Raw genomic sequence first — 13,635 nt, forward strand, 5'->3', positions numbered from 1 at the left:
AACACCGACCGGTGCAAGGCACGCATGCGTCTTGCCGCACGCCATCCGGTGGCAATGAGGCGATCGACCGGTGGCGCGACGGGCAGTTGCGGCATCTCGATCAGATCCATGAGCGCGTCCGGTGTTACCTCACTGGTGACAACGATGCGAGACAGCGCAAAGAGATCTTCCGTCTGGCTACTCAGCGCATGGCGAACGCGGCAAGCCGCAAGGTATCCTGCCTCTTGCGCAATGCGGCGTGTTTCGTTTGACGCGTAACCGTGGGGGTAGGCAAATGTGGTGACGGGAGCACCCAAACCGTCTTCCAGGGCCTTTTTGCTATCTCGAAGCTCCCTTGTAGCTTTTGCCCGCGAAAGCGTGTCAAGTTCCGGATGGCTCACGGAATGCGCGCCAATCTCGACACCTGCGCGTTGCAGATCACGCAACGCGCCCCAGTCGAGCATCGGACGATTTCCCTCGCCAAGATCTGAAAGCCATCGAGCGGTCTTCCCTACAAATCCCGTGGCGACATAGAGGGTAGCGGCGAATTTGCGGGCGGCCAGAACAGGCAGTGCGGCTTCGGAAAAATCCCGAAGACCATCGTCGAAGGTGATCAAGCAGGTGCGCGGAGGAACCAATTGTCCGCGGCTTCGCAACAACGCGAGGTCGGCAACCGTAATCGAGCGGTATCCGCGCTGCGACAAGGCACGTAGATGCGCGTCCAACTCCCGCTCGGTCACCATCCAGCGTCGATATGCCGGGGCACAATCACGACCGACACTATGATAGACCAAAATCGGGATAGATTGCATATCACACCTCTTTTTGGGCTGGTCGCCTCGCGTCGAGGCCGCTGCGCGGCCGGTCGTCGCGCCTGCGCTTCGCGAGACTTCTAAAGTAGCCCGGGATTCCTGCGAGGATGCCGAGACGCTCCATCCAAATCAGCCGCAGCGGATAGTCACTGGGTAACCGGGCCGTCTTCTGCGAGGTTGGCCCCGCCATGTGGAGGATGCCCGCTGGAAATGCCTTGGCAAGTCGGAAAGCCCGACGCGGTTCGTCGACAATGATCTTCGTCAGGTAGGCACCTAGCCCCATGCCATAACAAAAAGCTTGGCGGCGCATGCCTTCTTCGCCCCGGCGGTGGTAATGCCAGACGATGCCCTGTGGCTGGTATACCAGCTGGAAACCGCCGCTTATGATCGCGAAGAATGCGGCGAGGTCATCGCCACCGCGCGCCAGCGTTCCAGCACCAAGCGCCGCATCGAAACCACCAACTCGACGCAACGCACTTGCTCGGAAAGCCATGTTTGCACCGGAGCCGAACTGACCGGCCGTGAAGGGAAAAAGCATGCCTTTTGGCCGGTTTTCCTCCAAATCATAGACGCGGCGCTGAAAGCCCTTGCCGAAACCACCGTGCTGTTCCGTCCAGACTTGCGCCCGGGTTTCGAGTTCGGCGGGCAGGATCAAGCCGGTCACGCAACCGACGGCATTGTCCTCCTCCATCGGCCCGGCCATCGCTTCGACCCAATGCTGGTCGAGTACAACGTCGTCATCGGTGAAGAGGACGATGTCACTCGACACGTAACGCAGGCCGGTATTGTGCGCTCGGCCGAGCCCCGGGGTCGGCTCAAGCACATAATGCACCCGTCCCCGGTAACGCGCCGAAATCAGATCCACTGTTGCCGTCGACGCCGGTGCGTTGTCTACGACATGCACCTCGTCGGGTGCACGGGTTTGATTGAAAAGAGACGCGAGGCAGCGATCCAGGCTTTCAGCACGGTCGCGTGTTGCTATCACAACAGCCACCTTTTCACGCACGGGGACAGGTCCGGCCGCGGTCGCCGGCAAAGAGCGATCGGGACCTATCCGCGACCGTAGGTCAGCGGGTTCAATGACAGGGCCAGAATGCTGAAGCTCGACAATCCGGAGCGGTTCTGGCCCGGAGCGAACCAAACAGAAGATACCACCATATCGCCCGCCATTCGGCCGCCGGAGATCGATCGCCGGAAGGGGTTTTGTGTGATCTACGCTGACAATCTTGATGGGGTGGAACGGGTTCACTCGTCTGGAGAGTTTTGCCGCGAGATACGCTGCTGTCGTAAACATGAGCCCCGCAACGATGGCGAAAGCTCGGGCCGGTCCAAAGGGATCAAGCCGGGTCACCATATCACTCACGCCGCGCAGGACGCCTGCCGGCAACGTCCGGGTGACATAGGCACGCTCGGTGCCAAGTTCCTCGCTCGCCCCTTCAGTTCCGGCCACCGCATTTTTCGAGCGTCCCTCGGCCTGGCATCGCTTTCGGAAGTAGGCCCACCGCGTTCTTTCTGCGGTGACGTGATGGTGAACAACCGCTTGGGGATCATAAAGGATCACAGCGTCGGGAAGATGCCGGCGCGCGCGAATACACAGTTCGGTTTCTTCGCATCCGGCGGCATCCTGTCCGCTGCGACCGAGACCCTCAAGAAAGCCGCCAACGACATCGAAAACCATCCGCCGAAACGACATATTGCAGCCGATCGGGTTGCGGACCGGGCTTAGCCTTGTCGGCAAGCCATCATAACTGCAACCAACCACCCACAGGAATTCTTCCGGGAACCACCGTGGTCGCCCGACTTGCCAAAGTGGCAATACCTTGCCGCCGACACCGATTACCTTCGGATCAGCATAATGTATCGCAAGCCGTTCCAGCCAATCAGCCTCAGCAATGGCGTCGTCGTCAAGAAATGCAACGACATCGCTCGGGAAAGCGGCGCGCACACCCGTGTTTCGCGCACCCGAAAGGCCGCGCGCCCCATCATTGGCGATTACCTCGACATCAGGGTAAGACGCCCGCATCGCACACAACAAGTCCTCGTTGTGGTCGATGACGATGACAAGCCGGTCGGCTTGCCGTGTCTGATTGAGTATCGAGTTGATAGCGTCGCCAAGTTGGAGGCGGCGCTCATCGGAATAAGCGCAGATCACAACCGCAATCGAATTCATAACGGGCCTCAACCTGCCCGCTGCGTACGGTTTCGGACGGCTTCGCCAGCACGACTGCGCTCGCCGAGGCCCAGCCGAGCGATTGTTTTCAGGACGCGCCACCCATCGGGTATTGTGCGTAAATTGCTGACACCATGGATGCGCGCATATTCGCGGCTTGGGAGTTCCGCAATCGCGAGACCGGCTTGCAGTGCACGGATGTTCATCTGCGTTTCGATTTCGAAACCTGTAGCGGACTCGACACGCAAATGAGGCAACACGTCACGCCAAAAGGCATTATACCCGTAGCAAAGATCACTGTAGCGACCGCCGAAACGCAGGCGCACCAATTGCAATAAGCCCCAATTCCCCAGGCGTCGATACCATTCCATGTCACGCGTGTCGCCGCCCTGCAGGAAGCGCGACCCCTTGACGAAATCGGCTCCGGCAAGCAGCGCGCCCACGAAACCGGTCATCTCCTCCGGGTCCGCCGAGCCATCGGCGTCGAGGGTAATAAGGATGTCGCCACGGGCCGCCGCGAAACCAGCGGCAAGCGCAACACCTTTTCCAAGGCGCGCTTGCTCGATCACGACGATGTCGGGCATAAGCTCTCGCGCAATCGCGACCGTTCCGTCGTTGGAATCGCCGTCGACAAGAATTACTTCGTCGATCCAGGCGGGAATACGTGGCAATACGTGTGGAAGGTTTTGCGCCTCATTTACCGTTGGGACGATAACACTAACCCTCGGTACTAAAATGGCCTTGTCCATAACGGACGGGCGGAGGGCTGCTCTTAATGACTCGTGAAATTGTTCGCCCATTTCGCTTCAAATTCCTCCACTCAAAAAAATGAAAGCAAAAAAATATGGATCCCCAGCCATGTATATGACCGTGGAAGGGAAAAGCTTGAATTACTTGTACGCATTCAGCTTTATTACAATATTCTAACTTTGTAAACCATCACATTCTTTTCTTGAAAATGGCCCGCCCGCGAAGCAAGTCTTTATTATTATTGATATATTCGAATACCTACTTCCAGCGAACCTTTTGTTTCAGAATTATATCAAAGTATATCACGCGGCATTTGCCGATTTCGGAAAATTTCCGGCAAACAATCCTGGGGAGAGACGTAAATTCTCCGGAGACTTTATATTCGTACCCTTCGTTTTCTTCTTGAAAGCGATCAAGTTTCCGCAAACAGAAACATAAATGACAATATCATGGATAGCTTAGATACAGAGGATTTCAGGCGGTTCATGGGAGCGAACGCCCCACGCAAGAAGCGTGGAGATGCTGACTTTCTACACACGTTCTCGTGACCTCAATCGTGCGGTTTGGACGCGACGGAATGGATGTATCGCATCAGCGACGAGGAGATCGCCTCCAATCTAACTGATCGAAATCGCACCGCTCCGAATGCGTGATGGTTCTTTGCGACCAACCACAGCTGCAAGATCGATGGCGTAGCAAGAGGGAATCGCGTACTATAAGGGATGAAGCAGTATGTTGAGATTACGACGCAAATTAAAGGCAAGCGATGCCGATGCAATCGGAAGAACATACCGCAAAGGCTCCCAAAACGGACCCCGTTCAGCGGTGGATGAAACTGATGACAGAGTGGAACGCGCTCACTGCTCAAGTGAAAGAAGTACGGCGCGCCATCGCGACATCGGTTGGCGAGAAATCTGAACTGATCCAGACCGAGGCCGCCCTCGTCGCTAAAGGTCACGCGCTCAAGGAAGAAATCGACGCGGTTCTCGCAGAGGCTGCCAGTCAACGCCAACCGATCACGGGGCCACTGATTGTTGGAACCCTTATTCCGTCGCCCAAAGGCGACCGTTAGCGACTGTATAAGGCGCGCGCCTCAAGCGAGGAAGCTTGCTAGCCGAAGGGTGGCCAGAACTGCAAATACAAACAAGGAAGCGGTCGTGACCCAAATTAATGGGCGCAGGCGAGATCGGACAATGCCAGCCTGCGTCCCGACCTGTACCAAAAGAAGACCCGCCATCGCGACGAGGCCACTTCCAACGTCGATTGGGTCTGTATGACGGAGCGCTTCGAGATTTGCAGGCGCTTCACGGATCCGAACATCGATCGGGAGCATTCCGTCTTGGTCTTTTCCGATGGCGATGTTTACTGACTTCACCGTCTGAAGAGCTTCAAGGTTGCGGCGCAATTCTTCGACGCGTGAGGCACTGTATCGTTCGCCCGGCCGAAAAGGAACGAGGCGCTGGAGTTCGGATTGCATGCGCAGCGCACCGCTAAACTGGACAGACCCGAAACGAGCGCGGGGACCCAAATCAACGCCGATGACGGCGGTCACCATGCCCGTGCCCTTGCGGACCCACTCCGTTTTGTAACTCTGTGCAAGCGCGAAGTCCTCCGCACTGACCGTTTGCAGAATGCGCCGCGTGAATGTCTCAGCGACAAAAGTCGTCGCGGGCTGCCCGACGAACTCTGCGATGATCGCGGCCAGCCTATCTACGACTTCACGCTCCAGTTCCGACTGTCGGATTCCCTTCAATTCGACGGATGTCACCCTGTAGAGATCACCAAGCTTCGGCCGAAGAACTGTTTTTCCGGCCTGATGCTCTTCAACGATATCTCCATCCAAGTAGCCGAAATCCGCGATCACACCTCGCAACCGCGCTTTCTCTGTCGCCAGCGCCTCTTGACGTTTGGACGGTGTGGATTTTGCGTCAATCAGAAGCGGCAGTTGGTAAGCCTGTTGAAGCACGGTCCCCAGATGAGGCAACGATATCCCGTCGGTGTCCAGAACCACAGACTGGGCTGCAGCTGGCAAGACGGCAGCCATCCACAAGGCCCCAACGATCAGCAGCCGAGCCTTGCGTAAGCTCATTCTTTCGAGTTCGCATACCGTTTCGAATAGATGTCTTCGCAATCGGTGAGGCATTCGCGGGCTCCAAGCATAGCCTGCCACTTCACTTTTTCGCGCCCAGTAAAGCACAAAATTGTGAGATTGCACGCCCCCCGACAGATCAATCTGAGGCATTTCATTTCCTGCTTAATCGTCCTATGCTTGCGAAAGCTATCGATAATGGACCAGAAGGAAGTGCTGGATCGACAGTATGATTTCGGAGACGGCATTGACGCAACCGATCGGTCCAAACGCCTTTGGACACCTCATTCATTCCAGTGGGCCGGCTTCAGATGCCATGTGGCTCAATCTCTATCAACACGACCGGGCGGCAGTCCCCAGCCAATCCCCGCGATGGGGACAGGCAGTCGCGGCCGCCGGCAACTACCGGTGTAACCCGCAAGACTTCCATTTCGCCGACGGCAGTCATGCCGTTCTGCCTCTGTTTACCAGGGGGGTCGCTTCTTTGCGCTACGCTTGGTCGCCGCCGCCGGCCTGGGGGTTTGGCGGGCTGCTTTCGGATGAGGAGATCTCGCCTGACAAGTTACGCTCCGTACTCGCTCATCTAGAGACATTGCCCTATGTCGGAGTGAAGGTCCGACCAAACCCTCTCAAAGAGCACGTTTGGGCAGAGGCAATGCGACCGGGCTGGGCATCCATTCCTCGCCTGGCGCATGTCATCGATCTGACCGGCGGCTTTGAAGCAGTAAAAGCGCGATTTCGGTCCAACGCAGGAACCAACATCAGACGTGCGCAAAAGTATGGCGTGGAGGTGGAAGCTGGCAACAGTGATCGATTGATCGACGAATTCCATGGCCTGCTCGAACTTTCCTTTGTGCGCTGGGCACGCAAACAGCATGAACCGGCTGCACTTGCTCGCTTCCGTGGGCTTCGCCGCGATCCTCGCTCGAAGTTCGCTACAATGGCCGCCAATCTGGGCGAGGGCTTTCGCCTCTATGTCGCCCGGCTTGGAGGCCGCCCCGTTGCTGCAATATTGGTGCTCATGCATCATCAAGCACATTATACGCGCGGCGCGATCGACGAGGGGCTCGCAGGCGAAAGCCGCGCCACGTATCTGCTTCAGGCCACGGCCATTGAAGAGGCCTGCCGGCTCGGCAGTACGCATTATCACATGGGTGAGACGGGGAATTCTGCCTCTCTCGCACAATTTAAATCTCGCTTCGGTGCAATCGCCATTCCCTATGCAGAGTATCGATATGAGCGCGTTCCGCTCGCAAGCATCGATAGTTTCGCCCGAAGTACCGTTAAACGCGTGGTAGGGTTTCGTGATGCGTCTTAGCCGATCGGTTGCCATCGCCGGCATCTTTCTGTCCATCTTTCTACCGTTTTCGGCGGCGCGCGCCGACGGGCCGGTTCCGATCGCCGAAAAGGGCTCATGGCGACTCGTGTTCGGGGATGACTTCGACGGCCGCCAGCTTGACCGGGACAAGTGGACGACTTGTTATTGGTGGAACAAGGACGGCTGCACTAATCTCGGCAATGCCGAACTGCAATGGTACCGGCCCGAAAACGTCTCGCTTTCCGACGGCCATCTCCGCCTGACTGCCCGACGACAAAAGGCCAAGGGGATTGAAGGGCGCACATTCGATTACACCTCCGGTATCGTCACCACAGGGCGTGACTACGACGAATTGCCTCGGCCATCGCGCGTGCGGTTTCGCTATGGGCACGTCGAGGTCAAAGCCAAAGTCCCAGCGGGCAAGGGATTCTGGGCTGCGATATGGCTCCTGCCCGAGAGCCGAGAATCCCGACCGGAGATTGACCTCATGGAGGTTCTTGGAGATTCTGCCTCCACGCTGCGGATGCACTATCATTACGTCGACGCAGCCTTGGAGAAAAAAAGCGTCGGAAAGGATGTTGAGACGGCAGACTTGTCGGCGGGTTGGCACGTCTACAGCCTCACCTGGGACCCGGATAAGATCATCTGGTACCTCGACGGCAAGGAGGTTTGGCGCCAAACCGACGCCGCAGCGATATCCAGCGAAGAGATGTATCTGCTCCTAAACTTGGCAGTTGGGGGTGAGTGGGCGGGCTCCCCGCCCAAGTCTACGAAGTTTCCCTCGCAATACCTCATCGACTACGTACGAATCTGGCAACGGGACGACGGCTGATGTTGCAACGCAAAGACCACAACACCGCCAACTTCGTGTCCCGAATTTCACGTGCGTATCCGGCAATAGCGGCCCTCGCCCACTCGTCGCTTTTGAAAAACGGTTACGCGCTGGTCGCGAGCGCCGGGCTCACATCGGCACTTGGACTCGTTTTCTGGGGGCTGGCATCACGCTTTTATACCCCCGAGCAAGTGGGACTGGGCGCCGCGCTTATCTCTACCATGCTGGCGCTTGGGAATATTTCGCAACTCAACATGGGCAATTTTTTGAACCGCTACCTGCCTGCCACCGGGCAGAATGGCGCTGTTCGGCTAGTGCTTTGGGCCTATACATTGGCCGCCGCTGCGGCGGCTCTTCTTTCCACGCTTGCCATTATGTTCATCTCCCGCCTCACCCCAGAGCTGGGTTTCCTGAGCGAGCAACCCGTCGCGGCTGCCGCCTTCGTGGTCGCAACGGTCGCATGGACGCTCTTTGCCCTCCAAGACAGTGTCCTTGCGGGCTTGCGTCGCGCGACCGTTGTCCCCGTTGAAAACGCGGTGTTCGCTGTCGCCAAGCTGCTGCTGCTGACGCTTTTTGCGGGTTCCTCCATCTTAGGCGCGGGGCTCTACGCAGCGTGGGTATTGCCACTTCCGCTCTTGTTGGCCGGCATCAATTGGTTGATTTTCTTTCGCTTTCTTCCCCAACACCGAATCAATGGTGACACCGAGAGAGCTGACCGCCGAGCACTCACCCGCTATTTTGGTTGGGACTATCTGGGGACCCTCGCTTCGATGACGGCAATGGGAACAGCGCCACTCGTGGTCCTCCACTATGGCGGCTCGGCCAATCTGGCGGTCTATTATATTTGCTGGGAGATCGTTTACGGGGTCTACCTCATCAGTCGTTCGATGGGCATCTCCCTCTTGGCAGAGATTGCATTCGACAAGACGAAGTTGCATCGGCTCGCGGTCGATGCACTAATTTATACCATTGCACCGTTGGCGGGCGTTGTATTCTTGCTCATTCTTGCTGCACCGCTGCTCCTGTCCGTGCTTGGAATGGAAGTTTCGGCTGCAAATTCTACGCTGCTGCGGCTGCTTGCCATCTCATGCCTGCCTTGGAGCCTTGTCACGCTCATGCTTGCCGTCGCCCGTGCGACAGGTCAAACGCAGATCGTCGCGCTAGCTCAAGTGGTAACGTTGGCCATTGTGCTTGGCCTTGGCACTCCGCTTGTCGTCATCCATGGCGCGGTCGGGATGGCAGCAGCGTGGCTTGTTGCCCATAGCATCACCGCTGCGGGCCTGTTGGCTGACCTTTCGCACCGGCTCGGGCCAGCTGGCAGGATTGATCTCACGTTGCGCTTGCTGTCGTCGCTGGCGCGGCTGTGGAGCAATCTCCGGCCCCGACGCCATTCGTCGCCGCCGCTTCAGGCGTCAATTGCAAGCTTCTGTGCTGCGACCGGGCTCGAAATGCCGGATCCGCAAACGGTGCAAGAATTCTACCGGGAGAGCGATGTGCGGACAGGCATGTTCCGTACGGCCCGCCCGCCCGCCGAACTCCTTGTCTTCAAGGCGTCGACCTCACCAGAGGGACACAGGGCGGTCACTCGACACATCAAAAGGAGCCAGGAGTTAGCCGCCAACCCCGCGCTTGCTCAACTTGATTTCGCGGTATCCACGATCGTTGCGAGCTCCATTGATTCATCGGGAGCCAGGCTCGCAGAACGCGCCCTGCCGGGCGAAGACGGACGTTCGATCTTTGCCAAGTCCGAACAGTATATTCCGGCTCTCGCCCAGTCGATAAACGCCATCCACGTCATGCACTCGCGTACAGCGGCAAAGCGGATCATCAACGACGATTGGCTAGAACGCTGGCTCGATTTTGGAGCCGAAACCGTACGCGCGTCGCGCTCACCTTTGCTGGGCGAGCCAGCACGCGCTGATGCGCTCGCCATTTTTCGACAACAGCAATACCAGTTCTGGCACGGCCGCTCCCTGTCTCTCGGCCTCGGGCACGGTGACTTCGCTCCTGGAAACTTGCTTTTTACGAACGGGCCAGGTGATGCAGATGTTCGCCTGAGCGCAGTCATTGACTGGGAGACCGCCACCCAAGACACCCCTCCAGGCCTTGATGCCATGTTCTTGTTGCTGACGGCACGCGCAGCGCGCAGTGGTGAAGATCTGGGATTTGTTGTCCGCCGGGTTTTGGAAACACCGCTTCTGTCGCCCGATGAATTGACAGGAATGGCACCGTTGAATGCTGCACTGGAGGAGAGCTACGGTGCCCTATCTGACCCAGCGGTCTTGCGCGCATTGTGCGGGCTGGCCTGGTGGCATCATGTTGCAACCAATCTCACCAAATCAGCCTGCTTTGCTGACAAGGCGTTGTGGCTCGCAGTCAACATCGACCTCGTCTTGGCCTGGTACGGCGGAAAGGTGACCGCAGCACCGCACTCGCTTGCGATCGGCTGCCTCCGGCGACAAAGGAGCCGCCCAAGTGTGACGAGCTCCGAACCTGTCTCCGTTGCCACAAGGAAGGGCTAGAAGTATGACCGTCCTTGCTAACGTCGAAGACATTGCCTCCAACACAGGAGTGGAAGCAGTATCGCGACGGCCTGCCGGGCGATATGATGTGGCCCTGACCGCTATACTCTCCGCGACACTCCTTCTCTGGACGGTGTCGCTGCCTGCGATAGACCCCGACCGCATGACCGACGTCGGGTTGGTATCGGTTCTGCCACGAAGCTTTTTTCTTTCACTAACGTTGCTTGCAGCCGGTTTTGCCTGGTTGGTTTGCGGGGGACGAACGCGCGGCCCGTTGCCCATTCTCTATCTGATGACGCTGGTTATTATCCTGCACGGTACGCCGCCGATCGTGTACGGAACGTTGCGTTATTCTTGGGCCTGGAAGCATCTGGGCGTTATCGATTACATACAACGTTATGATGCCGTTGACCGAAATGCGTCATTTCTTGCAGCCTATCACAATTGGCCTGGGCTTTTCGCGGCAACAGCTTGGCTTGCCGACCGCTTCGGCCTGAGATCAGTCGATCTCGCGCCAATTGTGAGTTTTACCCCACCTGTCCTGACGCTCGGCCTTGTCGGAGCGTTCCTGCAAGTGGTCAAAAGACTGTCGGCGGACCGCCGCCTTCAACTGACGGCCTGCTGGTTATTCGTCGCAGCCAACTGGGTGGGCCAGGATTACTTCTCGCCCCAAGGCGTCACATTTCTTTGTTACCTCATTCTCATCGGTCTGTTTCTTGGCCCACTGCGCAAAAACGAAACAACATGGGCGGCGCGAAGACCTCGCTTTCTGAATGTGCTCGGCCCGCCCGCACTGCCCGGCGGCCTGCCGTCTTGGACGGGTGGTCGGTTAACCCGTGCGCTTTCGGCCCTGCTCGCCATGACACTTATTTCCGTCATCGTGGTCACGCATCAGTTGACGCCTCTCATGATTATCCTTGCCGCGGCAGCTTTAACCGTGCTCGGATGGCTTTCGCCCGCCTATCTGATCTTTGCTATCATCACTGAAGTCTTGTGGCTTCTCTGGCCCGCGGCCCCTTTCGTCTACGAACAAATATTGAGCGAACTGGCCAGCATGGGGACCCTTGCTGAAGCGACGAGCAAGCTGGCGAACGTGGCCGACGTGAGTGCCGATCGTGCTTGGGTCGTCCTGTTCGGGCGCGCGCTGTCGGCAGGTGTCATTGTCTTTGCGCTTCTGGGCGGATTGCGCCGGCTGCTGAATGGTCACTGGGACCTCACTGCCGCAGCACTCCTGCTCTCACCAATGCCGCTTATCGCCGTAGCGTATGGCGGAGAGTCGATTTTCCGTGTTTATCTCTTCGCATCGCCCTTCCTCGCCTTCTTCGCCGCCACAGCGTTCTTTCCGTCAGCGCGGGCGGGGACCCCGGCTTATGTCTTTGCACCACTTGCCGCTATTCTCTTACTTTCAACCGTCGGCTTCCTGTTTGCGAACAACGGCAAGGATCGCGAGTACCGCTTTGCGCAGGATGAGGTCGCGGTGGCTGAATGGCTCTACCGTTCGGCTCCGGAAGATACACTCCTCATCGAGGGCTCGCGTAGCTACCCCTCGCAGTTCATGAACTACGAAAACTTCTACTATTTGGCGATCGCACTGGAATCCGAAGCCACTCGAAAAGAAATCATCGCCAACCCGTCCAGTGTCTTTTTGCGCTGGATGGACAATCCACGCTGGCGCGACGCCTATGTAATTTTGACGCGCAGCCAGAAGGCCTCCCTGGAGGCCAACGGGCAAATGCGGCCGGGTGACTTCGATCGCATCGAGCAAGATTTACTTATGTCGTCTCGTTTCAAGCTGGTGCGGGCATCCGCGAATGCGAAAATTTTTCGGCTCCTGCCCGCGACGGCCGATGGTAGTGCCCTTGGTAATCGGTATCACTAGCCGCCGGCCGGATAGGTCCCGGTCACAGCCGGCCAGTCTACTGGCGTTCGGTTCAATGGTGGGCGCTGCGATCGCCGTGACGTCACGGCAAGCTATCGCCGATCCGGCGCCAGCAACTGTGCCAATCCAACGCGAAGATCCGTTCGGCATCGATAGTCGAGCGCCTCTTGAAATGCCCGCACGCACCCTTGGGATCGCCTAACTTCGCCGAGCAGGCCGTCGACGTAGTCGATACCGCAACCAGATTTCGTCTCTTCGATCATTATTCGTGCGAGATCATTAATCGACGTCTCTACACCACTGCAAACGTTCAAGACCCGGGCACCAACGGGAGGGCGCTCCACCGAGCGGATAAGCGCTTCAACCACATCTTCGACGTAAACGAAATCGCGTGTCTGCGTGCCGTCGCCATAGATCACGATATTTTCGTCTCTGCTCAGCCTTTGCGCAAACTTGGTGATCACCCCAGAATAGGGCGACCGCGGATCCTGGCCCGGCCCGAAGACGTTGAAGAAACGAAGGCCTGTCGTCGAAATGCCGTAGACTTCATAGGCAGCGCGGGCGTGCAACTCGCATGAGAATTTGTCGGCACCGTAGGGTGACAGAGGAACGCACCTTCCCTCTTCAGAAAGCGGCAGGCTTTGGCTGGCCCCATAGACGGCGGCCGAAGAGGCATAGACAAGCGGCTGCTTGGTACCGGAATTCGCAATTGCCTCAACGAGGTTTAAGAACCCGGTTATGTTGACTGCATGAGAAGACGTTAGTTGCTGGTTGCACCTTTCGACCGAAGCGACCGCCGCCAAGTGGATACAGGCATCAACCAAGGCAAGCGCCTCACGAACGGCCTCCATATCCAGTACAGAGCCTTTGATGAAGGTGGCGGCCGGGGGTACATTGTCCTGCTTTCCTGAGCTTAGATCGTCTAGGACCACAACCTGACGACCAGTTTCCAACAATCGCCGCGCGAGATGCGCACCAATGAACCCGGCTCCGCCGGTCACCAAGATCGTTTCGAAGCCGTTTCCACTCATGACATTTCGTCCCGGCTAGAGTTGTCCAGACACAATGCAAAGCAAGAGCACACACACGAGCCAATGGAAACGGGCAGCGCCGCTGCTGGCCGCCAGGTGACCGAAACTCGTTACACGTCAGCTCAATCCTTTATTCTCGCGGTCGTGCAGTCAAGCCACTGATGTCCGTAGGCGTTCTCCACCCGTGAGAAGACACAACGCCGGCGAGATTATGGGCAGGGGGGGCCTTTTCATAAATTAAAACATGCGTAAT

At 57.7% G+C, this 13,635-nt stretch carries 10 protein-coding genes and 1 pseudogene; 6 read left to right on the plus strand and 5 right to left on the minus strand.

Annotated features, from left to right (window positions below; translation table 11 throughout):
• The first annotated feature begins 11 nt into the window (after positions 1-11).
• Positions 12-251, plus strand: coding sequence for a DUF2852 domain-containing protein (locus LAC81_RS38545; protein ID WP_223730414.1), 240 nt, complete (start codon positions 12-14; stop codon positions 249-251).
• Here the strand turns inward: LAC81_RS38545 and LAC81_RS38225 are convergent.
• The 3 genes and pseudogenes from LAC81_RS38225 to LAC81_RS20845 form a co-directional block, all read right to left on the minus strand.
• Positions 222-791, minus strand: a pseudogene (locus LAC81_RS38225) (polysaccharide deacetylase family protein); the annotation flags it as partial. The gene LAC81_RS38545 and the pseudogene LAC81_RS38225 sit on opposite strands and share 30 nt — an antisense overlap.
• Position 792: 1 nt before the next feature.
• Positions 793-2,961 carry a glycosyltransferase gene (locus tag LAC81_RS20840; RefSeq protein WP_223729133.1) on the minus strand — a complete coding sequence of 723 codons (2,169 nt, stop codon included), beginning with the start codon at positions 2,959-2,961 and terminating at the stop codon, positions 793-795.
• Between the two features lie 8 nt (positions 2,962-2,969).
• Complete coding sequence (locus LAC81_RS20845) at positions 2,970-3,761, minus strand: glycosyltransferase family 2 protein (RefSeq protein ID WP_223729134.1); 792 nt, start codon at positions 3,759-3,761, stop codon at positions 2,970-2,972.
• Between the two features lie 788 nt (positions 3,762-4,549).
• Between LAC81_RS20845 and LAC81_RS20850 the strand changes: the two genes are divergently transcribed.
• Positions 4,550-4,783, plus strand: a complete 234-nt coding sequence (locus LAC81_RS20850; protein ID WP_162768776.1) for a hypothetical protein — start codon at positions 4,550-4,552, stop codon at positions 4,781-4,783.
• A 21-nt stretch (positions 4,784-4,804) separates the two neighbouring features.
• Here the strand turns inward: LAC81_RS20850 and LAC81_RS20855 are convergent, their stop codons facing one another.
• Entirely contained in the window at positions 4,805-5,953 is a 1,149-nt protein-coding gene (locus LAC81_RS20855) for a POTRA domain-containing protein (RefSeq protein ID WP_223729135.1), read from the minus strand.
• Positions 5,954-6,029: 76 nt separating this feature from the next.
• On the opposite strand from LAC81_RS20855, the gene LAC81_RS20860 reads away from it, so the two are divergent.
• From LAC81_RS20860 to LAC81_RS20875, 4 genes are read left to right on the plus strand one after another with little or no spacing between them, the layout of a single operon-like run.
• Entirely contained in the window at positions 6,030-7,118 is a 1,089-nt protein-coding gene (locus LAC81_RS20860) for a GNAT family N-acetyltransferase (protein WP_113538201.1), read from the plus strand.
• Positions 7,108-7,950, plus strand: a complete 843-nt coding sequence (locus LAC81_RS20865) for a glycoside hydrolase family 16 protein (protein WP_223729136.1) — start codon at positions 7,108-7,110, stop codon at positions 7,948-7,950. The genes LAC81_RS20860 and LAC81_RS20865 overlap by 11 nt, the downstream gene beginning before the upstream one ends.
• On the plus strand, positions 7,950-10,472 hold the full coding sequence (locus tag LAC81_RS20870; RefSeq protein WP_223729137.1) for a phosphotransferase: 2,523 nt from the start codon (positions 7,950-7,952) through the stop codon (positions 10,470-10,472). Before LAC81_RS20865 ends, LAC81_RS20870 begins: the two co-directional genes overlap by 1 nt.
• Positions 10,473-10,476: 4 nt before the next feature.
• Positions 10,477-12,351, plus strand: a complete 1,875-nt coding sequence (locus LAC81_RS20875; protein WP_223729138.1) for a hypothetical protein — start codon at positions 10,477-10,479, stop codon at positions 12,349-12,351.
• Between the two features lie 92 nt (positions 12,352-12,443).
• Here the strand turns inward: LAC81_RS20875 and LAC81_RS20880 are convergent, their stop codons facing one another.
• A complete protein-coding gene (locus tag LAC81_RS20880) occupies positions 12,444-13,382 on the minus strand; it encodes an NAD-dependent epimerase/dehydratase family protein (protein WP_223729139.1) in 939 nt (312 codons plus the stop codon).
• Positions 13,383-13,635: the final 253 nt, after the last annotated feature.

This window comes from Ensifer adhaerens (assembly GCF_020035535.1).
In the GTDB taxonomy this organism is placed as follows: domain Bacteria; phylum Pseudomonadota; class Alphaproteobacteria; order Rhizobiales; family Rhizobiaceae; genus Ensifer.